An 18,940-nucleotide genomic window follows, 5' to 3' on the forward strand; every position below is an offset into this window, starting at 1 on the left:
CTAATATCCTTGTTAAAATTCGAATCCGCCGGTCTCGCCCTTGGACATGCTGTCGTAGACGGCGGCGACGTAGCTCTTGCGCACGTCGCATCCCAGGCAGTGCTCGCAGGCGCTGCAGCTCTTGACGCCGTGCTCGGCCTGGCACGCCTGCAGTTTCTCGATCATCGCATCGAGCTGCAGTTCGAAACGGTCTTTTTCCGCGTCACTCTGCGCCATAGGCCGCTTTTACCTTGCCGATTTCATATTTGGAGCCGAAGAAGCAGGGGGTCGTTTCATGCGGGTCGCTGCAGGGCAGGTCCATCAGGCGGTTCCCTTTCTCGTCGACCGCCTCGCCGCCGGCCATCTCATAGACGAACGCAAACGGGAAAACTTCGAAAAGCTTGCGCAGTTTGCCGTCGGGTTTATCGGTCGTGCCCGGGTAGCTGAAGAGGCCGCCCCCTTTGAGCAGGATCTGGTGCAGGTCAGGGACCATACCGCCGGAGTAGCGCAGGCGGTACCCCTCGCCAAAGAGGCCGTCGATGAGCTGTTTGTGGTGGGAAGGCCAGTGCTGCTGGGTGCCGCCCGGCGCGTTGAGCTTGCCCTTTTCGCCGATTTTGATCTGCTCGAGCTCTTTGAAGCGGCCGTGGCGCCAGGTGTAGTGGCGGACGTTGTTCTTGTAGGCCGTCACCATTTCGGTGCGCGGGCCGTAGACGACGTAGACGGAAGCGATCATTTTCTGCGCGCTCCATTCGCCGTCGTAGATGCCGAAAATGGAGCCGACGCTCAGGTCGACGTCGATCAGGCTGGAGCCGTCGAGGGGGTCGTAGGCGATGCAGAGCTGCCCGTCTTCGTGCAGGATCTCCTCCTCCTCTTTCTCCTCGCTGGCGATCGCCTTGACGAGCGGAATGCGGGAAAACTCCTCGGCGATGATCAGGTCGCTCTGGATGTCGAGCTTGAGCTGAACGTCTCCGGACTGGTTGGAGTGGGCCGAGTAATCGGTATCTTCGTTGGTGATCGCTTCGTGAATACGGTGCGCGGCACGTTCGATGGCTTCAAAGACGGGGGCGAGAGTCTGCATTATATCTCCTTGGCATGGTTGAGGATCCACCCGACGACGGCGTCGGGGTCGTTAAGATCGAGGACGGCGACCTTGTCGGGAAGGTCATAGTCGTCCAGCGTGACGCTGTCGTCGACGGCGAGGGCATTCATATAGGGGAAATAGGCCTCGTCGATACGGTCGCGGAAGATGCTGATCCGCGGCAGCGGCAGGGTTTTAAGCCCTTCGACGAGCAGGATGTCAAAATGGCCGAAGAGCTTGATCAGTTCGTCAAGCTCATGGTGGCGGTGGGAGAAGAGGGTGGTACGGCTGGGCGACGTCACGATCACCTCGGCGCCGGTATCGGTAAACTTGTAGCTGTCCTTGCCGGGGATGTCAAAGCGCGCTTTGTCCTTCGGATCGTTCTTGATGATGGCGACCTCTTTGCCGTGCTCATGCATCAGTTTGGCGGCCACTTTGACGATCAGTGTCGTTTTTCCGCTGTTCGAAGGGCCGGTAAAGGCAACGGCAAGACGTTTTTTCATGGTAACTGCATCCCCGGGAGCTCTCCCTTTAAATATGGGGGATTATAGTCCACAATGGTTGAAAATCTCTTAAGATGGGCGCAAATGGGCAGCAGGACGACATTCCGCTATAATGCTGCAAACCAAGTACTCCGGAGTCTTATGCGCTATTGGCCTACCCTCTTGATCACCGCGGTGCTCTTTTCCGCCTGCAGCAAAGAGAGCGCTTTTACCCACTTCAGCAAGCTCGACAGCCGGCATGAAAGGGCGGTCGCCAACCTCAAACGCGTGACGCTGACCGACGAGGCCAACCGTACCGCCGCCCTGATCAGCATCCTGCACCTCAACCCCGTCGATCCGCAGCTCTACGGCAAACGGCCGTCATTCTTCGTCTCCCTTTTCGACCGCGGCGGACGGACGCTCGAGGAGTATAACATCACCCTCAACGGCAAAACGCCCGTCGGCCTGGCCCAGCTGGACGAGAACTGCTCTCTGCGGGAGCTGATGCCGCTGAACAACCCGTGGAACCGCTACTACCAGCTGCTTTTCCGTCCGACGAAGGAGGCGAATCTTACTTTGTTTTTCGGAACCGGTCCGTCTTTGAAGGGTGAAGTAACGTTTCACACAGATCAATAAGCGAGACCGGCTCGCCCAGGATCTTCTTGTAGACCACGTAGTTGGTCAGCACTTTCTTTCCGTACTCCCGCGTTTCCGTCGTCCGCATCAGCTCCATGCTCAAAAAAGGCTCGTAGGGGCCGGGGTTGAACTTGTCGTCGAGCAGGTAGCGTTTGGTAAAGCCGATACCCCCGTTGTAGGCATAGGCGATGAAAAGGGGGTGGTAGACGCGGTACTGCAGCCAGGCGATATGGGGCTTGGCGTAGAGCAGGTTGATGTGCGGGTCGAACATGTCAAACAGCGTTTCGCGCCCGCAATCCACCTGGCCGTCCATCGCGCGGCACAGAAACGGCATCATCTGCATCAGCCCCAGGGCGTAGGAGTGCGACAGCGCCGCCGGGATAAAGCGGCTCTCCTGGCGCATCAGCGCGTAGATGATCGCCTTTGTATCCGTATCGACGTCCGTCAGCTCCGCATCATAGGGCATGACATAGCCCTGCAGCCGGTAGCGCGACGCCTTTTCGATGATAAACGACTGCAGCGGCACGAGGTTTTTCGCGTCGTACCGTTTGGCCAGCGCATAGAGTTCGTTTTTGGGCGTTCGGCCGATGGTGTCCAGCAGCTCGTTCCAGACAAAGGGGTCGGAGAGATTCAGGTCTGACACGGCATCGGACGTCTGCAGCTGCGAATAGTAGTTTTCCGGGAACGTCCCCGTCTTCTCCATCGCGTAAAGGGTGTAAAAGTTGATATCCCAGCTTTGTGCCAGCAGCTTCCACATCAGGTCGTTCTTCTCGGAAGCCAGCGCCTGCCAGAAGAGTGCCTTATCCTTGTCGCTCTGGTAGTAGGCCTTGTCGCCGGAGCGCTGGAAGAGTTCGATCGCCCGCGATTTTGATCCGCGCAGCAGCTGGTTGAGCCCCAGGTAAAAGAGTCCCCGCGGATCAAGCCCCTCGACGGCATCGACCTTGGTGAGGGCCCAGCCGAATTTTGAGAGCTTCTCATCATTGATCGTACTCATCACCGCCGTCGTAAAACCGGGCGCTTTCGCCAGCGCCTGCATATAGTCGTAATCGGGGATGAAGTTGAACTGTCTGCGTTTGGAGTCGCCGTAGCTGCCGTTATAGACCCGCAGAAAGAGGGCGGGACTGTATTGCCTGTAGTGCGCAGAGAGGTTGGTGTCGTCAAGGACCTCGGCCGCCGTTTTGAGTCCGGGGTCGCCCACCAGGTCGACGACCCGTGCGCGTGCGTCTTTGTGCATCGCGGAGAGTTTTCCGACAGAGACTGCGAGCTTCGCGCACCCGGAATCGTCGGTACGGATCAGCTCCTTGACGCCCATTTTCATGCACTGCACGGTATAGGCGACTTCAGGCCGGTCGCTCTTCTGCGCGTACGCAAAGAACATCCGCTGGCCGACATTGTGGACCAGGTAGAACGCTTCGTCGGCCTGTGCGGAGGTGATGTTCTGGTCGAGATACTGCCAGATCATGAAATTGCGGGCGTTTGAAGGGGGCTTGGAACGGATTTCGTCCAGGGTGATATCAGCGTACAGCGGCAGCACGCCGAGCAGCAGCGTTGCGAGGGCGGCCCGCAGAAACATTTTTAGAGCGCACCTGCCAACGCGTAGACCAAACGGACGAAGATGACGTCGATCACCTGAAGACCGATAATGATGATGAGCGGCGCGAGGTCGATGCCGTTAAAAACGGTCGGGACGTAGCGGCGAAGCAGGGCGTAGGCCGGTTCGGTCAGGCGGTAAAGCACCTGCACGATAGGATTGGTCGGATCGGGGCGCACCCAGGTGAGCAGGGCGGCGATGATGACGACCCAGATGTAGACGTTGAGGAGCGTATGGACGATTCCGCCGAGACCGGCGATGATACTGCCGAGCGTACTCATTTCACGATCTCCCCGAGGTAGGATTTGATCTCCGTATAGACGTCGGCCAGCTCCGGACCGTGTTCGGCACCGGTCAGCAGCAGGCGCAGGGATTTGAAGAGCTGTTTGCCCTTGATGCCCGTCGTATCGACGACATGCTGCTTGAGATCGTCGAAGGCTTCGAAGTAGGGCGCCGCTTTGATGGCGGCGCGGATCGCCTCGGCACTCTCGGCGAATTCATCCGGGATCTCCTTCGGCGCGAACACGGCTGCCACCTTCGACTTCAGCTCCTTGGTCGTGCTGGCCTCTTCCAGGTAGAGTTTGGCCAGTCTCCCGATAGCATCGTCGGCAAACCCGACGTAGCGCGAGAGCTCTTTGTCATCCATACGGCGGAGGTGTTCGCGGTTGATATGGCGCAGCTTGTCGATGCTGAAACGCGCCGGTGCGCGGGAGATGTTTTTAAGGTCGAACCAGGCCACCGCATCGGCCATCGTAAAGACCTCTTCAGGCGTCTTGTTGCCGATGAGAATGAGGTAGTTGGCGATCGCTTCGGGCAGGAACCCCTCTTCGAGCATCCATTTGACGCTCGACGCATTGTCGCGCTTGCTCATCTTCTTGCCCTCGTCGTTGAGGATGATGGGCAGGTGGGCGTATTCGACCTTCTTGTCATAGCCCAGGGCATCGCGGATCGCGATCTGCTTGGAGGTGTTGGAGAAGTGGTCCTCGCCGCGGATGACCAGGGAGATGTCGCCGAGCATATCGTCGATGGCACAGGCAAAGTTGTAGGTCGGGAACTTTTCCGCGCGCAGGATGATGAAACTGTCGATATCCGCCGGGTCGAACGTCGCCGAACCCTTGATGATATCTTCGACCGTGATCGGCGCATCGGGGCGCTTCAGGCGGACCGTAAACGGGTTCTCGTTGTCGATCGTCGCTTCGGGCGGAAGGTGCGTACAGGCGTCATCATAGCGGAAGGGCTTCTTCTGTTCCTTGGCCAGTTCGCGTTTGCGGTCAAGCTCCTCGGGGGTACAGAAACAGTTGAAGGCCTTCTTCTCCTGCAGCAGCTGGATCGCCATGGCACGGTGAAAACGCAGGTTGTTGCTCTGATAGATAACGTCAATGTACTCGATCCCGAAAAGGGCCAGGATCTGCAGGATCTCTTTGTCCTTGCCTTCAATGTTCCGCTCTTTGTCCGTATCTTCGATCCGGATCAGCAGCGGCTCATTGCGCTGGCGTGAGAGGAGGGCGTTGAAAATGGCAACGCGAAGGTTTCCGATGTGCATATCTCCTGTCGGGCTTGGGGCAAAACGCAGCATAGAAAGGTTCCTGATTTTTTTGTGAAATATTAACGAAACAAGCTTAATGGCGGAGCCGCCTATCACATTTAATCGTGACGACAACGCTGCGCCCGTCCGGCGGATTAGGCGGCCGCTATGTAAAATGGGGTAGACTGTCGCTATGAAAGCATTATTGATTGATCCCGACACCCAATCCGTTTCCGTCCAGGATTTCGACGGACAGCCCCACAGCCTTTACACCCTTTTCGGCTCCCTGCTCGTCGACGGCAACGCCCTGCTGAAGGCCCATACGGTCTACAGCGGCGGCGAAGCGTTTGAAAAAGGGCAGAAGGGCTTCTTTCTGGGCGAAAAGCTGCTTTTCGGCAAGGCGCTGGTCGTCGGCATGGCCGATATCGAAGAGGTGGATGCGACCATCGAAGCGGAGACCCTGCAGCAGCTCATCCGGTACGACCTGCCGGCATTCTACCGCACGGCGATCTCCCTGCTGCCATCGGATTTCACCTTTGATCAGGTCTATGCGCTCGAAGGGATGGAGGGGGCGACCGCCGAATGGGTCCTCTACGCGTTCAGTCTCGCCGACGAAGCGACACAGGGCTATTTTCTCGATGAACTGAAAAAGACGGTATCGGGGGAAGAGGGGGTGCATCCCTACCTGGAGAAAATGGGTAATCTCGCCATCCGTTCGATGCAATAGATAGGCGAAAGGTGCCTCGCTCTGGGGCACACCTCAAAAAAGGCACAAAACGTCACTCCTCGCGACGCCGGCGCTCCTCTTTTTCAAATCGACTGTTAATGTATTGTATGGATCCGATTCCTACAAAAGCGGCAAATAGTGCGATAATAACTAGAATAATTTCTTCCGCTGTCATGTGAGGTTTCCTCTGAATGCATATTTCGTATTCATCAGACAAATCTACTCCACGCGGAATAAAAAGCGGCTTCCATTACAAAAGGATCATTTAGGCATAAATTTGAACAAAGAATCGTACAGAGTGGCAAAAGCGTTAAAGATGAAATAAACTTGGAAATGTTGAAAAAGGAAGTTTGGAAGTGGTGACCCCACGGAGACTCGAACTCCGGTAACCAGAATGAAAATCTGGGATCCTAACCGCTAGACGATGGGGCCACTTTGTAACAACAATTTTGTTGAGCCGAAATTATATTTCCGGGACGCTTAACAATCTCTTAAATGCCGCGATCTTGCGGCATTTAAATGAAATTACATATAGAATTCGCGAAGGGCGCGGATAATGACCGCATTTTTGGAGATGCTTTCCGCCTTGGCGTTGTCGTTGACGAGGTCATACAGGTCAAGGGGCAGGGAGATGGAGAAGGTCTTCGTTTCAACTTTTTTCTTCCGCTTGACCATATTGGTGACGTTTTGAAGCAGTTCGATGATCTTTTTCGTATCGATAGGCTTCTGGATGAAGCTGTTGACACCGATTTCAATCGTCTCGGAGATCTTCTGGATATCGTTGCTTGCAGAGATGACAACGACCATCTGCTGCGGGTTCATCTCACGGATCTTGCGTGCAAGCTCGATACCGTCCATTTCCGGCATGATAATGTCAACAAAGACGATATCCGGCTTTTTCTCTTTGAAAAGCTCCAGGGCTTCTTTACCATTGAATGCGGATGTAACATCCTTAAAGAAGTTCTTGAACGTTGAGCTGAGCAGTTCGTTTGCAACTGCTTCGTCTTCAACGACCATCGCACTCATCTTTTTCGTCTCTTCGGTCAGCTGAACCAGGTCAACATTTTTCATTTCTGTTTCCTCATGATGATTTCTGTCTGTATTTTACACTGTTATTCAGCAAACAACGTTAATGGAATTAAAATTGTTTACTCGTGATATTACGTTGCAAAATTATAGTAACAATTAAATTACACAAACTTAAATTTATGGGAAAAATCAATATTTTTTAAATTGCTCGAGCCATTCGAGGTTGGATTCGACCGTTTTTTCCTTCTGTTCCAGGAGAGAAACGATGATCGATTTGAGGGTCTGCTCGTCCATGAATGCGAGCATATCGGGGTTGATATGGGTATCACCGCCGTAGCCGTTCAACAGTTTTTCAATGTCGTGGATCAATTCCTCTTTTTTACTCACTCAGGTACACTCCTTGTTTCAGGCCCGATATAGCGTTGACGCGGACGGGCGATCTTTTTCTCCGCATCGGCATGGAATTCTAGCCACTGTGCAAGCCATCCGACGGTACGGCCTATCACAAATATAATTGTAAACATCTCCTTGGGGATTTTGAGCGCCGTCAGGATCAGCCCCGAATAGAAATCGATGTTAGGGTAGAGCTTGCGTGAAATAAAATAGTCGTCGCTGAGGGCAACCGATTCAATCTTCTCGGCAATCTGCAGCAGTTCGCTGTCGACATCGAGCTCGTCTTTCATCTCGTCAAGAAGCTTTTTCAGGATTTTAGCACGCGGATCAAAATTTTTGTAAACGCGGTGGCCGAATCCCATCAGCCTGAAATCGTCATTGGGATCCTTGGTACGGGCGATAAACTCGTCAACACGCTCCACGGAGCCGATGAATTCAAGCTGTGCGATGACCGACTCGTTCGCCCCGCCGTGGGCCCGCCCCCACAGGGCATTGATACCCGCCGTAATCGCTGCATAGGGGTGCGCCCCCGTCGAGGCAACGGACCGAACCACCGTCGTCGAGGCATTCTGCTCATGGTCGGCATGGAGTGTGAAGATCGTATCGAGGGCGCGCACCTGCACCTCGGGGATCTTCAGGTTCTGCCCGGGATAGGCGTGGATCATATAGAGAAAATTTTCGGTAAAGGAGCGCTCAAGGTCGGGATAGATGAAGGGAATCCCGAGGGAACGCCGGTAGGCGAACGCCGCCAGGGTAGGGACCTTGGCAAGCAGACGGCGGCGCATCACCTGCAGGTCCTCGTCGTTGCGCATCATGATATGTTCCGAATAGAAGGTCGAGAGCGCAGAGACGGCGGAGGAGAGCATCGCCATGGGGTGGGCGTTGTCCGGAAAAGAGTAGAAGAGGTTCTTCAACCCTTCATGGACATACGCCCTCTTGCGAAATTCATAATCGTACGCAGCCAGTTCCTCAGGAGAGGGGAGTTCGCCGTTGAGCAGCAGGTAGCAGACCTCAAGATAGCTCTTTTTCATCGCCAGTTCTTCGATAGGGTAGCCGCGGTAGCGCAATTCACCCTTGGCCCCATCTATATAGGTAATGGTTGAGCTGCAGCTGGCCGTCGAAGTAAATCCGGGATCGTAGGTAAACATCCCCGTCTGTTTGAATAGATCCCGAATATCGATCACATCCTGACCTACGGTCGGATGCATGATACTGAATTCGTAGCTGTTTCCAGTGCGATTGTCTGTCAAGGTCACGGTGGCCATGGCGAACTCCTTTCCGATGTATTCTTCCAGAGGATACCTGAAAACGAGCGCAAAGCGCTGAACATTTCTGAATCCTTTATGATCGTTTTTTTTTCCGATGCCCAATGCTTTCCGATATGAAACAGAGGAGGAAATTTGCACAGTGCGTACACACTTGGCAGGTATGATGATTTAAGAAGGAGCAGAAATGTATGATCATCCGGACAAAAAAAGACGTCTCCTCCTCCAGGGTATGGCAGCTTCAGCAATGCTGGCCGGGAGTGGGATGTCGGCGACGGAAGGGGCGGAGGAGACTACTCCTTTAAAGCGGCAGGAGAGCGTTGTGCTTGAGGGGACGGAGTTCCATCTGACGATCGATCGCACTATCGTCAATGTCAGCGGCCGTGACATTATGGCGACAACGGTCAACGGCATGCTCCCCGGGCCGACGCTCAAATGTCGCGAAGGCGATACCGTGACGATTCGCGTCACGAACAACCTCCCGGTCTCGAGCTCCATCCATTGGCACGGCATTATCCTTCCCTTTCAAATGGACGGTGTCCCCGATATCAGTTTCAAGGGTATTGCCCCCGGTGAGACGTTCACGTACCGTTTTCCCGTACGCCAGAGCGGAACGTTCTGGTACCACTCGCATACCGGTTTTCAGGAGCAGAGCGGCGTACACGGTACACTTGTCATCGTTCCGAAGGACGAAGACCCCGTCGTCAGCGACCGCGACTATGTTGTCTCGCTGTTTGACTGGAGCGACGAAAAACCCGAAACGATCTACCGGAAACTCAAGCTGCACAGTGACTATTACAACTTCAACCAACGCACCGCGGGCGATTTCATAAGCGAAATGAGGGCCGAAGGGTTTTGGGATGCATTGCAGCACCGTGCGATGTGGAACCGGATGCGCATGAGCGACAGGGACCTTTCGGATGTCACAGGCTATACCTATACCTATCTGCTCAACGGATTCACGAACGCAGAGGATTGGCATGCGCTTTTTGAAACCGGCGAAAAGATACGGCTGCGTTTTGTCAACCAGTCAGCGATGACGATCTTCGATGTCCGCATCCCCGGCCTGAAGATGACGGTCGTCGCGGCGGACGGCAACCCGGTGAAGCCCGTAGAAGTCGATGAATTTCGCATCGCCGTCGCGGAGACCTACGATGTGATCGTAGCGCCCGAAGAGAGGGCCTACTGCATCTTTGCGCAGAGCATCGAACGCTCGGGATATGCCGCAGCGACCCTCGCCCCCAAAGCGAAGATGCATGCCGCGCGGCCGGCAATGGATCCTCCCCAGCCCCTGACGATGGACGATATGGGTATGGGCGGCATGACCGGGGAGGGTGGTACCGATACGGGCGCCATGAAGTGTGGCGGAGGCATGCAGATGCCGAAAGAGGAGAAGCGCAGCTGGCCGATCACCCCGCTGCCGATGCGGCGCGGGATTGGAACGACAATGAAAGCGGCCAACCCGCGCTACCGGCTGGACGATCCGGGCGTAGGGCTCCGGGAGAACGGCAGAAGGGTGCTGACCTACGCCGATCTGCGCAACTACTATTCCACCGCCGACGCCCCGCCGCCCGACCGGGAGATCGTGCTGCACCTGACGGGCAATATGGAGCGGTACATGTGGTCGATCAACGGCATCAGGTATGCCGATGCGGCCCCGCTGACGTTTCATTACGGCGAACGGCTCCGTATCACTTTCGTCAACGACACGATGATGATCCACCCGATGCACCTTCACGGCATGTGGAGCGACCTGGAGACGGGCGACGAGGCAGGGCTGGTGCGCAAACATACGGTGCTGGTGCAGCCCGGCAGCAAGATCAGCTACCGGGTAACCGTCGATGCCGAAGGGGCCTGGGCCTATCACTGCCACATGCTCTACCATATGCCCGGAATGTTCCGAAAAGTGGAGGTAGTCTTATGAGAGCGGTGCCATACGCCGCGGCGCTGTTGCTTGCCGCTTCCCTTTTCGCGGAAATGAACGACGATCCCCTACGCGCGACGCTGCTTGCCGACCGCCTGGAGACGGCTTCGGGGAAGTGGAGCAGGTGGGAGCGTCTGGTGTGGGACGTCTCCGCTTACGCCGGCTACGATCTTGACAAAGCCTATCTCTACAGCGAGGGGAGCGAAGAACCCGGCGAGAGCGAAAGCCAGAACGAGCTGCTCTACAGCCGAGCCCTAGCACCGTTTTGGGATATACAGATCGGCGCGGAAGCGGATACCGCCGACGGAAAAAGCGTCGGCTGGGGAGTAGTGGCCCTGCAGGGAGTTGTCCCGTACTATTTTGAAACACGTCTGCGGCTGATGGTCAACGACCAGGCCGTGGCGCTCAATGCCGAAGCAGAATATGAGATGCTATTGAGGCAGCGTTTGGTATTGACGCCGCGCATCGAACTGCAAGCCTACAGCAGTGACGTCGAAGAGTTGGGAGCAGGGGCCGGTCTCTCTTCGATCGAAACGGGACTGCGGCTGCGCTACGAATTCATACGGGAGTTCGCACCCTATATCGGTGTTGCATACGCTGGAACTATCGGCAATACTAGAAAATACACGCCTAGGGACGAGGTAATGGCGGTTGTCGGTATACGATTCTGGTTCTGAGAGCGGGGCGCGGAGTGAATAGAAGTGCCTATCTGTCATATTGAATATTATTTAGTTAACATAATGTATATTCTCTTGAAATAAGTTTTCTGTTGCCGTTCCCCCATTCTGTGTTGAGGCTGTAGTCACGATAGACATTATTTAATATGAGTAGTTACATTAAATAATATGGCAACAAGGAGCAAGTAAAAAACTATTTTGGCATAAGCGGTCTCGGTACCGGATGGATAGCCGGACGCGTAATTAACATGTCCAGGATCAGCAGTTTCGGTACCCAGCGGCTTTTAAATGCGGAGTTGTCACCGTCAAGCACCAAAATGCTCTTAAACGCTTCCAGATTGGCTACATGAACGCTGCCGACTCTCTCAAGCGCTTCTTCCATCTGTGCCGCACTGAGACCGTAGATCATCTTAATACCGCGTTGATGCATGTTCTGGGCAACCGTGAGCAGGACGCCGCCCTCTTTCCATTCGATGGCATAGAAGCCGAGGTTACCGATACGGTCGATTTGCGTTACCTTCCTGGCCGCAAAAATAAGATCAAGCGAACGTCCCAGCTCATAGTGATAGTGATAAGGCGGCTGTGTCACGGCCAGTTCGTAGACGACATGCCGTCCCCCCTGCACTTCATACAGCGTACGCCTGATCGTGAGACCCTGCATGCCGATACGGTCTTCGGCGATCTTTTCCGTACTGAGGGCCAGACGTTCCTGTCCGATTTCAAACCCTAGAAGCAGATCATCTTTTTCAATAATAGTGGGTGAACTGCAGCCGATAAAAAGCACGCTGCAAATACTGATAAATAGCGGTTTCAATCTCAACTCCATATAAAAAAATATCAATAGCTGACAAATGCGATTTTAAGACCTAATGATTATAGCGGACCGGCACTTGACTGTTTATAAACAAAATGAACATACGTTAATTTACTGTGCGAACAAAAAGAACAATCGTTCACTTTTGATTAAGGATAAATTAACGGACGTTCATATACACTTTCCAAAACATGAACATTCGTTAATAAGGAGTCATTAATGCCCGAAAACAGGGAGTTTAAGAAAGGTGGCGATACAAAGAAGCTGATCGAGGAAGCTGCCATGGATCTCTTCGCGGAACATGGCTACAAAGGTGCTTCAGTACGCAAAATCGCTGCAAAAGTCGGGATCAGGGAGAGTGCGCTTTACAACCATTTTGAAAACAAAGAAGCGATTTTCCTGGCCGTCGCCGGGAGGGTTTTCGCCTCGCCTTTTGCCCACCAGAAGACCGATGATTTTGTACAGGAAAATGCGAAAAAGGGAAGGTCTTTCCTGCATAAATTCATGACCGAATTCAAGCTGATGACGTTCGATAAAAAGTACGAAAAACTCTTCCGTTTCATGCTGATCGAACTGATGCAGAATGACGTGTTGCGCAGCGGTTTCCGGCAGGAGTTCCATGAGGCGAATATCAAGGTACTCTCTTCGGGTTTCTTCATCATGATGCAGGAGGGCCTTATCCGCTCCAATGACCCTATGACGCTCGCCAATGCCTTCCTGGGACAGCTTTTCTACCTGCGGCTGCAGGTCAGTCTCCTGAAGGCTGACGGTATGCCTACGACGGCACTGTCGACGGCATTTGAAAAACAGCTCGACCTCTTCTGGTCATCGATCAGTGAATAAATATATGGGAAAAAAGAGATAAGGAAGAAAGGTACAACGGTAAGCCGGGTTCTGTTGATGCGATAATTTATCTACTGCATCCGTTACCGGATGCCTCCAGCGAAACAAAAGCATTGTAAGACGCTTACCATCTGTTTCTTGCTGCCAGGCTGGGTTTACATAGCTTCCGCCATTGCTGGCGGAACTGGTAGGCTCTTACCCCACCGTTTCACCCTTACCGCTTGCGCGGCGGTCTGCTCTCTGTTGCACTGTCCCTCGGCTTGCGCCGGCCATCCGTTAGATGGAGCCCTGTCTTACGGCAGCCCGGACTTTCCTCTTGAAAATCAAGCTATCGCTCGTTGTACCGGTGATATTATAGCATATGACCGGCGATCAGAACAGGAAGCATATTATATAATATTACAATACTCATCCAAATACCAATCATCCCGCCCTGCTCTTAAAATACATGCGAGACCATTTTGGTCATTTGTAGAGATACGGGGAGATTTTTTTTGCGGCATTGTAGCCGGCCCAAAAAAGAATAATGGATTGCGATCCTATGAACGGCGCCCTCTTCTACTGTTTTCTTGGGTTAAGTGGCTATATAAGATATTATATAATATTAGTTATTGGCTCAAAAAAAAGCGGCCCGATGCCGCCTTTTCCTTACGCTGCGAGCGTAACGCCGGACTCGATTGCGTACTTGACGCCGAGTTCCCATGCTTTGAGGTTCGCTTCGTGTACTTTTTTCGGTACTTTGGAGAGCATGACCTCTTGGAGGGATTCCGGGTTGAGAACGCTTGTGATCTGGTTGGCAATTGCCATCGCAACAACAGACTGCGTAATCACGTTACCGACCTCTTCTTTTGCGATCGTAATAATGGGGATCTCAACGATAGTCCATGTCTGACGGTCTTCGTCTGTCGGGTGAACCAGGTTCGGGTCGACAACGATAACGCCGCCCGGCTTTACACCCTTCTTGAAAGACTGGTAGCTGACGTCCGCAACGGAAAGCATGAAATCGATCTCGCCTTCGTTCGCGTACGGGTAGCGGATCTCTTCATCGTCAAGCGTAATGTCAACGACGGTCGGGCCGCCACGGACCTGGGAAGTATAGGTCGCAGTCTTCAAACCGAAACCACCGTCTTTGATCTTACAGGCCGCCATGATTTCGCCGGCGAGGAGAACCCCCTGCCCGCCTACACCGGTAAAGCGCAATGTATGTCTCATTTCATGTCTCCTTAGATCTTTTTCTCGAAGTCGTCTTGCGTCAGTTTCGCACGCTTGCCTTGTGCAGCCGCTTTGATCTGATCGTAAGATTCACAGTACTCAGGCTCCTGAACTTCTTTAAGGACACCTGTCGGGAATACATTTTTCTTCTCTTCGTCAGAGAGGGCTTCCCACTTGCGCAGCGGCATAGTGATGCTGTCGATCCACTCGAGGTTCTGCATCGCGCTCGCCATTTTGTTTTTACGGCCAAGGTTGATGTGGCAGTTAGACATGATGTCGAAGAAAGAGAAACCTTTATGGCTGAAGCCTTTGACCAGGATTTTTTCGAGTTTCTTCGGATCGAGCATCGTTTCGCGTGCAACAAAAGAGGCACCCGCACCGATCGCCAGCGCACATGCGTCGAACGTCGGGTCGATGTTACCGTTCTTCTGGCTGACGGTCCACATACCCTGCGGCGTCGTCGGGGACGTCTGGGAGTTTGTCAGACCGTAGATGAAGTTGTTGATCAGGATGAAGTTCAGGTCGATGTTACGGCGGCAACCGTGGATGGTGTGGTTACCACCGATCGCCAGACCGTCACCGTCACCGGCGACAACGATAACATGCGCCTGCGGTTTTGCAAGCTTGACACCGGTGGCGTACGCAACGGTACGACCGTGTGTCGTGTGAATCGTATTACAGTTGATGTAAGAACTGAAACGTCCTGAACAGCCGATACCGGAAACGACACAGACTTTGTCCATGTCCCATCCCATCTTCTCGATCGCGCGGATCGTCGCTTTGAGGATGACACCGTCACCACAGCCCCAACACCAGAGTGTCGGCATCTTGTCTACACGAAGGTATTTGTCGTAGTTAAAAGCCATTACATCATCTCCTTAACTTTTGCTACCATCTCTGCCGGCGCGATAGGGCGACCGTTTGCTTTGAGCAGGCGCGTGAAATCGTTACGGCGAACGATACGTTCGATTTCCGTAGAGTACTGACCCATGTTCAGCTCGGTCACCATGATCTTGTCACCGAAGCGTTCGCCGATCTTGCGGATCGCGGCTTCCGGGCTCGGCCACATCATGATCGGGCGGAAGAGACCGGCTTTGATCCCTTCTGCACGCAGTTTCTGAACCGCTTCGAAGGCACCCAGCGCGATGGAACCGTATGCGATGATACAGACTTCCGCGTCATCCATCAGGACCTCTTCGTAATCCGGGAGATCGTCAAGGCCGTCGTTTTGTGCAGCGACCGTGTTGATCTTGCCGGTGAGGCGTTCGATGTTGAATTCGCACTGTTCCGCGTCTTCCGTCGGGAAGCCTGTCGGTCCGTGGTGCAGACCCGTAACGTGGTAGCGGTACCCTTCGAACATCGGGTTCAGGACCGCCGGCTGGTTCATCGGAACGTCGTACGGGCGGTAGTCCGCCGGCGCACCGTCGAAGGTCGCGCGGTTCACGATGCTCGCTTCGACCTCTTCGAGGTCCGGGAGTTCCGCCTTACCGTGCATGTGACCGATCGTCTCATCCAGAAGCATGAAGACCGGTGTCATGTACTTTTCCGCGAGGTTGAAAGCGCGGACCGTCTGCGTATAACACTCTGTCAGGGAACCTGCACAGAGGGTAATAGAGGCGTAGTCACCGTGTGTCGGGTATTTCGCCTGGCCGATATCCGCCTGGGAAACACGTGTCGGCAGACCCGTTGACGGGCCGCCGCGCATGACGTTGACGATAACGAGCGGGATCTCGGCGATAAAGCCCAGACCGATCTGCTCCGCTTTGAGGGAGATACCCGGGCCTGATGTCGCCGTGAACGACTTCGTACCGGTCATGGAAGCACCGAGGGCTGCGGAAATACCGCCGATCTCATCTTCCATCTGGATCGCGACGCCGCCGACTGCCGGCAGCAGATCGGATGCTTCGTGCATAACTTCGGAAGACGGTGTAATCGGATAACCGCCGAAGAAACGTGCGCCGGCATCAACGGCAGCCTTCGCCGCCAGTTCGTTACCTGTTGAAATTACAATTCTTGACATTCCTACTCCTTACTGCTCAAGTGACATATAGTTGTTAGCAACGATCGCCGCCTGGCGTGCCTTTGCTTCGTCTGTCAGCTTCGCAAATTTGTACTCTTTCTTATCTGCAACATAAATCGCAAAGTCCGGACATGTGAGTTCGCACTCGTTACAGCCGATACACGCTTCCGGGTGGTCGATGGAGATCATCGCGCCCAGTGTAGATGTCGGTTCATAACGCATCCCCAGAACGCCCGAAGGGCAGACGGAAACACAGATATCACATGCTTTACAGTTGTTGGTGTTGACCCAGACAGGGACGTCACCCGGTTTTTCAGTCTGAAACATTAATACTCCTCCATTTATTTGCGAGATAAGGGATCTCATAAAAGACTCCTGCGAGTCCTTTATGAGGATCCCCTACTCATCGCTTTTGGTTGAAAATTTTCCGACGGCGCAGGAGACGAAGCTTTTCGCTTTCAGTCCCGCTGCGTCCAATCCGCTGACCTGCTCTTCTGCAAGAGGATAACCCAGGCCACGTAAAATCGATTTGAATAGTGCTGATCGCGCCTCGTCGCCAACATCTGCTGTTACGATACGAGGCTCACACGTCAAATCGACTTCAACGGATGTAAACCCTTCGGCTTCGAGTGCCTTTGTAATCGTCGCCGCACAACCGCTGCAGCGGACGTTAGCGACGGCGACACTCTCTTTCATTACTTTGAAAGGACCTCTGCGACCGCTTTGCCGATCTCGGCAGGCGAAACGACGACTTTGACACCGGCCGCTTCGAGGGCTGCCATCTTCTCGGCCGCCGTACCGGCTGCACCGGAGACGATCGCTCCGGCGTGGCCCATACGTTTACCTTTCGGCGCGGTCTGGCCCGCGATAAAAGCTACAACCGGTTTGGTGATATTTTCCTTAATAAATGCGGCTGCCTGAATTTCCAAGTCTCCGCCGATTTCACCGATCATAACGATCGCTTCCGTTTCCGGGTCCGCTTCGAAGAGCGGGAGCAGCTGCTTATAGGAAAGACCGATGATCGGGTCACCGCCGATACCGACGGCCGTCGTGATACCGAAGCCCTGCTTGACGACCTGGTTTGCACCTTCGTACGTCAGGGTACCGGACTTGGAGATCAGGCCGACGTTCCCTTTTTTGAAGATCATACCCGGCATGATCCCGATCTTGCACTCTTCGGCAGTGATGATACCCGGGCAGTTCGGCCCGATCGTCTTCATCCCTTTTTTCGTCGCGTACATTTTCGCGTACATCATGTCGCGGACCGGTGCGCCTTCGGTAATGATGACGGCCAGTTCGATACCGGCATCCGCCGCTTCCATGACGGCGTCACCGACGAATGCCGGCGGAACGAAGATCATGGAGACGGTGGCACCCGTCGTGTCTACCGCGTCTTTGACCGTATTGAAAACCGGTTTGCCCAGGTGCTCCTGGCCGCCTTTGTTCGGGGTAACACCGCCGACGATCTGTGTGCCGTAGGCGATACACTGCTCAGCATGGAAAGTACCCTCTTTCCCTGTGAAACCCTGAACGATAACTTTGGTATCTTTGTTTACAAGAATTGACATTAATTACTCTCCTTTCGCTGCTGCGACGGCTTTGGCTGCACCGTCTGCAAGGTCTTCCGCCGCGATAACGTTCGCGATATTGGCGTTTCTGAGGATCTCCGCCGCTTCCGGGGCGTTCGTACCGTCGAGGCGGACGATGACCGGGACATGGACGTCGACCAGTTTTGTTGCTTCGAGAATACCGTTGGCAATACGGTCACAGCGGACGATACCGCCGAAGATGTTGACGAAGATCGCTTTGACGTTCGGGTTCTTGAGGATGATCTCAAAGCCCTTTGCAACGGTTTCCGCGTTCGCTTTACCGCCGACGTCCAGGAAGTTCGCCGGCGTACCGCCCATATAGTTGATGGTGTCCATCGTCCCCATTGCGAGGCCCGCACCGTTAACCATACAGCCGATCTCGCCGTCGAGGGAGACATAGGAGAGGCCGAAGCGGCTTGCTTCGCGCTCGTCCGCGTCTTCTTCGGAAATGTCGCGCATATCCTCGATGTCCGGGTGGCGGCCCAGTGCAGAGTCGTCAAAGCCCATTTTGCCGTCGAGTGCGAGGAAGTCGCCTGCGCCGGTTTTGATCAGCGGGTTGATCTCGATCATCTCCGCGTCGTTTTCCATGTAGACGTTATAGAGCGCTGCGGCAAATTTGATGAACTTGCCCTGCTCCTCTTTCGGCAGACCGAGGCCGAAAGCGAGTTCGCGGCCGTGGAAGCCCTGGAAACCGATCGTCGGGTCGATGGCGACCTTGATGATCTTCTCCGGTGTCTCTTCAGCAACCTTCTCGATCTCCATACCGCCTTCGGTGGAGGCCATGATAACCGGCATCTCTTTCGCACGGTCGAGGACAACGCCGAGGTAGAGTTCGTCTTTGATGTCCGCACCCTCTTCGATGTAGACCTTCTGGACGAGTTTGCCTTCCGGGCCTGTCTGGTGTGTCACCAGATTCATGCCGAGGATCTGCGTCGCCAGTTCACCGACTTCATCAAGCGAACGTGCCAGTTTGACACCGCCGCCGAGGCCGCGGCCCCCTGCGTGGATCTGCGCTTTGACAACCCAGATGTCGCCACCCAGTTCTGCAGCGTTTCTTACCGCCTGGTCTGCCGTATTGGCAACGATGCCGCGCGGCGTCGGGACACCGTATTTGGCAAAAATCTGTTTCGCCTGATATTCATGGATATTCATATTC

Annotated in this window: 22 protein-coding genes, 1 tRNA gene and 1 other RNA gene; 5 read left to right on the forward strand and 19 right to left on the reverse strand. The window is 54.3% G+C overall.

The window, feature by feature from the left end; genetic code table 11:
- Nucleotides 1-12 precede the first annotated feature (12 nt).
- The 3 genes from WCX18_RS06470 to mobB are packed head-to-tail and all read right to left on the reverse strand — an operon-like array spanning nucleotide 13 to nucleotide 1,560.
- Nucleotides 13-216, reverse strand: coding sequence for a hypothetical protein (locus WCX18_RS06470; protein ID WP_345986821.1), 204 nt, complete (start codon nucleotides 214-216; stop codon nucleotides 13-15).
- Nucleotides 203-1,057: a class 1 fructose-bisphosphatase gene (locus WCX18_RS06475; RefSeq protein ID WP_345986822.1), complete on the reverse strand. Its 855-nt coding sequence runs from the start codon at nucleotides 1,055-1,057 to the stop codon at nucleotides 203-205. Before WCX18_RS06475 ends, WCX18_RS06470 begins: the two co-directional genes overlap by 14 nt.
- Nucleotides 1,057-1,560, reverse strand: coding sequence for a molybdopterin-guanine dinucleotide biosynthesis protein B (gene mobB, locus WCX18_RS06480; protein WP_345986823.1), 504 nt, complete (start codon nucleotides 1,558-1,560; stop codon nucleotides 1,057-1,059). The genes WCX18_RS06475 and mobB overlap by 1 nt, the downstream gene beginning before the upstream one ends.
- A gap of 141 nt (nucleotides 1,561-1,701) precedes the next feature.
- On the opposite strand from mobB, the gene WCX18_RS06485 reads away from it, so the two are divergent.
- On the forward strand, nucleotides 1,702-2,175 hold the full coding sequence (locus tag WCX18_RS06485; RefSeq protein ID WP_345986824.1) for a hypothetical protein: 474 nt from the start codon (nucleotides 1,702-1,704) through the stop codon (nucleotides 2,173-2,175).
- Here the strand turns inward: WCX18_RS06485 and WCX18_RS06490 are convergent.
- From WCX18_RS06490 to gltX, 3 genes are read right to left on the reverse strand one after another with little or no spacing between them, the layout of a single operon-like run.
- Nucleotides 2,111-3,748: a transglycosylase SLT domain-containing protein gene (locus WCX18_RS06490; protein WP_345986825.1), complete on the reverse strand. Its 1,638-nt coding sequence runs from the start codon at nucleotides 3,746-3,748 to the stop codon at nucleotides 2,111-2,113. The two genes, WCX18_RS06485 and WCX18_RS06490, sit on opposite strands and share 65 nt — an antisense overlap.
- 2 nt (nucleotides 3,749-3,750) lie before the next feature.
- On the reverse strand, nucleotides 3,751-4,047 hold the full coding sequence (locus WCX18_RS06495) for a YggT family protein (RefSeq protein ID WP_345986826.1): 297 nt from the start codon (nucleotides 4,045-4,047) through the stop codon (nucleotides 3,751-3,753).
- Entirely contained in the window at nucleotides 4,044-5,342 is a 1,299-nt protein-coding gene (gltX, locus tag WCX18_RS06500) for a glutamate--tRNA ligase (protein WP_345986827.1), read from the reverse strand. Before gltX ends, WCX18_RS06495 begins: the two co-directional genes overlap by 4 nt.
- A 142-nt stretch (nucleotides 5,343-5,484) precedes the next feature.
- Between gltX and WCX18_RS06505 the strand changes: the two genes are divergently transcribed.
- A complete protein-coding gene (locus tag WCX18_RS06505) occupies nucleotides 5,485-6,018 on the forward strand; it encodes a hypothetical protein (protein ID WP_345986828.1) in 534 nt (177 codons plus the stop codon).
- Between the two features lie 357 nt (nucleotides 6,019-6,375).
- Here WCX18_RS06505 and WCX18_RS06510 read toward each other — a convergent pair.
- From WCX18_RS06510 to WCX18_RS06525, 4 genes are all read right to left on the reverse strand, one after another.
- Nucleotides 6,376-6,450: transfer RNA gene (locus WCX18_RS06510), tRNA-Glu, on the reverse strand.
- A gap of 93 nt (nucleotides 6,451-6,543) precedes the next feature.
- Entirely contained in the window at nucleotides 6,544-7,089 is a 546-nt protein-coding gene (locus tag WCX18_RS06515) for a response regulator (protein WP_231018057.1), read from the reverse strand.
- Between the two features lie 147 nt (nucleotides 7,090-7,236).
- Nucleotides 7,237-7,434 (reverse strand): hypothetical protein, encoded by a 198-nt coding sequence (locus WCX18_RS06520; RefSeq protein WP_345986829.1) that lies wholly within the window; start codon nucleotides 7,432-7,434, stop codon nucleotides 7,237-7,239.
- Nucleotides 7,431-8,705 carry a citrate synthase gene (locus tag WCX18_RS06525; protein WP_345986830.1) on the reverse strand — a complete coding sequence of 425 codons (1,275 nt, stop codon included), beginning with the start codon at nucleotides 8,703-8,705 and terminating at the stop codon, nucleotides 7,431-7,433. Before WCX18_RS06525 ends, WCX18_RS06520 begins: the two co-directional genes overlap by 4 nt.
- 187 nt (nucleotides 8,706-8,892) lie before the next feature.
- Here WCX18_RS06525 and WCX18_RS06530 point away from each other — a divergent pair, with 187 nt between their 5' ends.
- Both WCX18_RS06530 and WCX18_RS06535 read left to right on the forward strand, forming a co-directional pair.
- Complete coding sequence (locus WCX18_RS06530) at nucleotides 8,893-10,629, forward strand: copper resistance system multicopper oxidase (RefSeq protein WP_345986831.1); 1,737 nt, start codon at nucleotides 8,893-8,895, stop codon at nucleotides 10,627-10,629.
- Nucleotides 10,626-11,306 carry a copper resistance protein B gene (locus WCX18_RS06535; RefSeq protein ID WP_345986832.1) on the forward strand — a complete coding sequence of 227 codons (681 nt, stop codon included), beginning with the start codon at nucleotides 10,626-10,628 and terminating at the stop codon, nucleotides 11,304-11,306. Before WCX18_RS06530 ends, WCX18_RS06535 begins: the two co-directional genes overlap by 4 nt.
- Before the next feature lie 193 nt (nucleotides 11,307-11,499).
- Here the strand turns inward: WCX18_RS06535 and WCX18_RS06540 are convergent, their stop codons facing one another.
- Nucleotides 11,500-12,120, reverse strand: coding sequence for a hypothetical protein (locus tag WCX18_RS06540; RefSeq protein WP_345986833.1), 621 nt, complete (start codon nucleotides 12,118-12,120; stop codon nucleotides 11,500-11,502).
- Between the two features lie 219 nt (nucleotides 12,121-12,339).
- Between WCX18_RS06540 and WCX18_RS06545 the strand changes: the two genes are divergently transcribed.
- Nucleotides 12,340-12,963 carry a TetR/AcrR family transcriptional regulator gene (locus WCX18_RS06545; RefSeq protein ID WP_345986834.1) on the forward strand — a complete coding sequence of 208 codons (624 nt, stop codon included), beginning with the start codon at nucleotides 12,340-12,342 and terminating at the stop codon, nucleotides 12,961-12,963.
- A gap of 24 nt (nucleotides 12,964-12,987) precedes the next feature.
- On the opposite strand, the gene rnpB is transcribed toward WCX18_RS06545, so the two are convergent.
- The 8 genes from rnpB to sucC form a co-directional block, all read right to left on the reverse strand.
- An RNA gene (gene rnpB / locus WCX18_RS06550) (RNase P RNA component class A) lies at nucleotides 12,988-13,310 on the reverse strand.
- Between the two features lie 301 nt (nucleotides 13,311-13,611).
- Entirely contained in the window at nucleotides 13,612-14,175 is a 564-nt protein-coding gene (locus WCX18_RS06555) for a 2-oxoacid:acceptor oxidoreductase family protein (protein WP_345984330.1), read from the reverse strand.
- Nucleotides 14,176-14,186: 11 nt separating this feature from the next.
- Complete coding sequence (locus WCX18_RS06560; RefSeq protein WP_345986835.1) at nucleotides 14,187-15,041, reverse strand: 2-oxoglutarate ferredoxin oxidoreductase subunit beta; 855 nt, start codon at nucleotides 15,039-15,041, stop codon at nucleotides 14,187-14,189.
- Nucleotides 15,041-16,195, reverse strand: a complete 1,155-nt coding sequence (locus WCX18_RS06565; protein WP_345986836.1) for a 2-oxoglutarate synthase subunit alpha — start codon at nucleotides 16,193-16,195, stop codon at nucleotides 15,041-15,043. The genes WCX18_RS06560 and WCX18_RS06565 overlap by 1 nt, the downstream gene beginning before the upstream one ends.
- 9 nt (nucleotides 16,196-16,204) lie before the next feature.
- On the reverse strand, nucleotides 16,205-16,522 hold the full coding sequence (locus tag WCX18_RS06570) for a 4Fe-4S dicluster domain-containing protein (RefSeq protein WP_345984333.1): 318 nt from the start codon (nucleotides 16,520-16,522) through the stop codon (nucleotides 16,205-16,207).
- A 72-nt stretch (nucleotides 16,523-16,594) separates the two neighbouring features.
- Nucleotides 16,595-16,891, reverse strand: a complete 297-nt coding sequence (locus tag WCX18_RS06575; protein WP_345986837.1) for a heavy-metal-associated domain-containing protein — start codon at nucleotides 16,889-16,891, stop codon at nucleotides 16,595-16,597.
- The gene (gene sucD / locus WCX18_RS06580) at nucleotides 16,891-17,763 is read right to left on the reverse strand and encodes a succinate--CoA ligase subunit alpha (protein ID WP_345984335.1); all 873 of its coding nucleotides are present in this window, start codon (nucleotides 17,761-17,763) and stop codon (nucleotides 16,891-16,893) included. The genes WCX18_RS06575 and sucD overlap by 1 nt, the downstream gene beginning before the upstream one ends.
- Nucleotides 17,764-17,766: 3 nt before the next feature.
- The gene (gene sucC, locus WCX18_RS06585) at nucleotides 17,767-18,936 is read right to left on the reverse strand and encodes an ADP-forming succinate--CoA ligase subunit beta (protein WP_345986838.1); all 1,170 of its coding nucleotides are present in this window, start codon (nucleotides 18,934-18,936) and stop codon (nucleotides 17,767-17,769) included.
- Nucleotides 18,937-18,940 lie beyond the last annotated feature (4 nt).

The sequence above is a fragment of the Sulfurimonas sp. HSL1-2 genome (genome assembly GCF_039645565.1).
GTDB classification, from domain to species: Bacteria; Campylobacterota; Campylobacteria; order Campylobacterales; family Sulfurimonadaceae; genus Thiomicrolovo; species Thiomicrolovo zhangzhouensis.

What these genes read in the sequence shown, in the direction of transcription:
- WCX18_RS06490 (WP_345986825.1), bottom strand. Translation starts at nt 3,748, where the DNA reads ATGTTTCTGCGGGCCGCCCTCGCAACGCTGCTGCTCGGCGTGCTGCCG.
- WCX18_RS06555 (WP_345984330.1), bottom strand. Translation starts at nt 14,175, where the DNA reads ATGAGACATACATTGCGCTTTACCGGTGTAGGCGGGCAGGGGGTTCTC.
- mobB (WP_345986823.1), bottom strand. Translation starts at nt 1,560, where the DNA reads ATGAAAAAACGTCTTGCCGTTGCCTTTACCGGCCCTTCGAACAGCGGA.
- sucD (WP_345984335.1), bottom strand. Translation starts at nt 17,763, where the DNA reads ATGTCAATTCTTGTAAACAAAGATACCAAAGTTATCGTTCAGGGTTTC.
- WCX18_RS06485 (WP_345986824.1), top strand. Translation starts at nt 1,702, where the DNA reads ATGCGCTATTGGCCTACCCTCTTGATCACCGCGGTGCTCTTTTCCGCC.
- WCX18_RS06535 (WP_345986832.1), top strand. Translation starts at nt 10,626, where the DNA reads ATGAGAGCGGTGCCATACGCCGCGGCGCTGTTGCTTGCCGCTTCCCTT.
- WCX18_RS06575 (WP_345986837.1), bottom strand. Translation starts at nt 16,891, where the DNA reads ATGAAAGAGAGTGTCGCCGTCGCTAACGTCCGCTGCAGCGGTTGTGCG.
- WCX18_RS06505 (WP_345986828.1), top strand. Translation starts at nt 5,485, where the DNA reads ATGAAAGCATTATTGATTGATCCCGACACCCAATCCGTTTCCGTCCAG.
- WCX18_RS06530 (WP_345986831.1), top strand. Translation starts at nt 8,893, where the DNA reads ATGTATGATCATCCGGACAAAAAAAGACGTCTCCTCCTCCAGGGTATG.
- WCX18_RS06560 (WP_345986835.1), bottom strand. Translation starts at nt 15,041, where the DNA reads ATGGCTTTTAACTACGACAAATACCTTCGTGTAGACAAGATGCCGACA.
- WCX18_RS06525 (WP_345986830.1), bottom strand. Translation starts at nt 8,705, where the DNA reads ATGGCCACCGTGACCTTGACAGACAATCGCACTGGAAACAGCTACGAA.
- WCX18_RS06565 (WP_345986836.1), bottom strand. Translation starts at nt 16,195, where the DNA reads ATGTCAAGAATTGTAATTTCAACAGGTAACGAACTGGCGGCGAAGGCT.
- WCX18_RS06495 (WP_345986826.1), bottom strand. Translation starts at nt 4,047, where the DNA reads ATGAGTACGCTCGGCAGTATCATCGCCGGTCTCGGCGGAATCGTCCAT.
- WCX18_RS06475 (WP_345986822.1), bottom strand. Translation starts at nt 1,057, where the DNA reads ATGCAGACTCTCGCCCCCGTCTTTGAAGCCATCGAACGTGCCGCGCAC.
- WCX18_RS06545 (WP_345986834.1), top strand. Translation starts at nt 12,340, where the DNA reads ATGCCCGAAAACAGGGAGTTTAAGAAAGGTGGCGATACAAAGAAGCTG.
- WCX18_RS06515 (WP_231018057.1), bottom strand. Translation starts at nt 7,089, where the DNA reads ATGAAAAATGTTGACCTGGTTCAGCTGACCGAAGAGACGAAAAAGATG.
- sucC (WP_345986838.1), bottom strand. Translation starts at nt 18,936, where the DNA reads ATGAATATCCATGAATATCAGGCGAAACAGATTTTTGCCAAATACGGT.
- WCX18_RS06570 (WP_345984333.1), bottom strand. Translation starts at nt 16,522, where the DNA reads ATGTTTCAGACTGAAAAACCGGGTGACGTCCCTGTCTGGGTCAACACC.
- gltX (WP_345986827.1), bottom strand. Translation starts at nt 5,342, where the DNA reads ATGCTGCGTTTTGCCCCAAGCCCGACAGGAGATATGCACATCGGAAAC.
- WCX18_RS06470 (WP_345986821.1), bottom strand. Translation starts at nt 216, where the DNA reads ATGGCGCAGAGTGACGCGGAAAAAGACCGTTTCGAACTGCAGCTCGAT.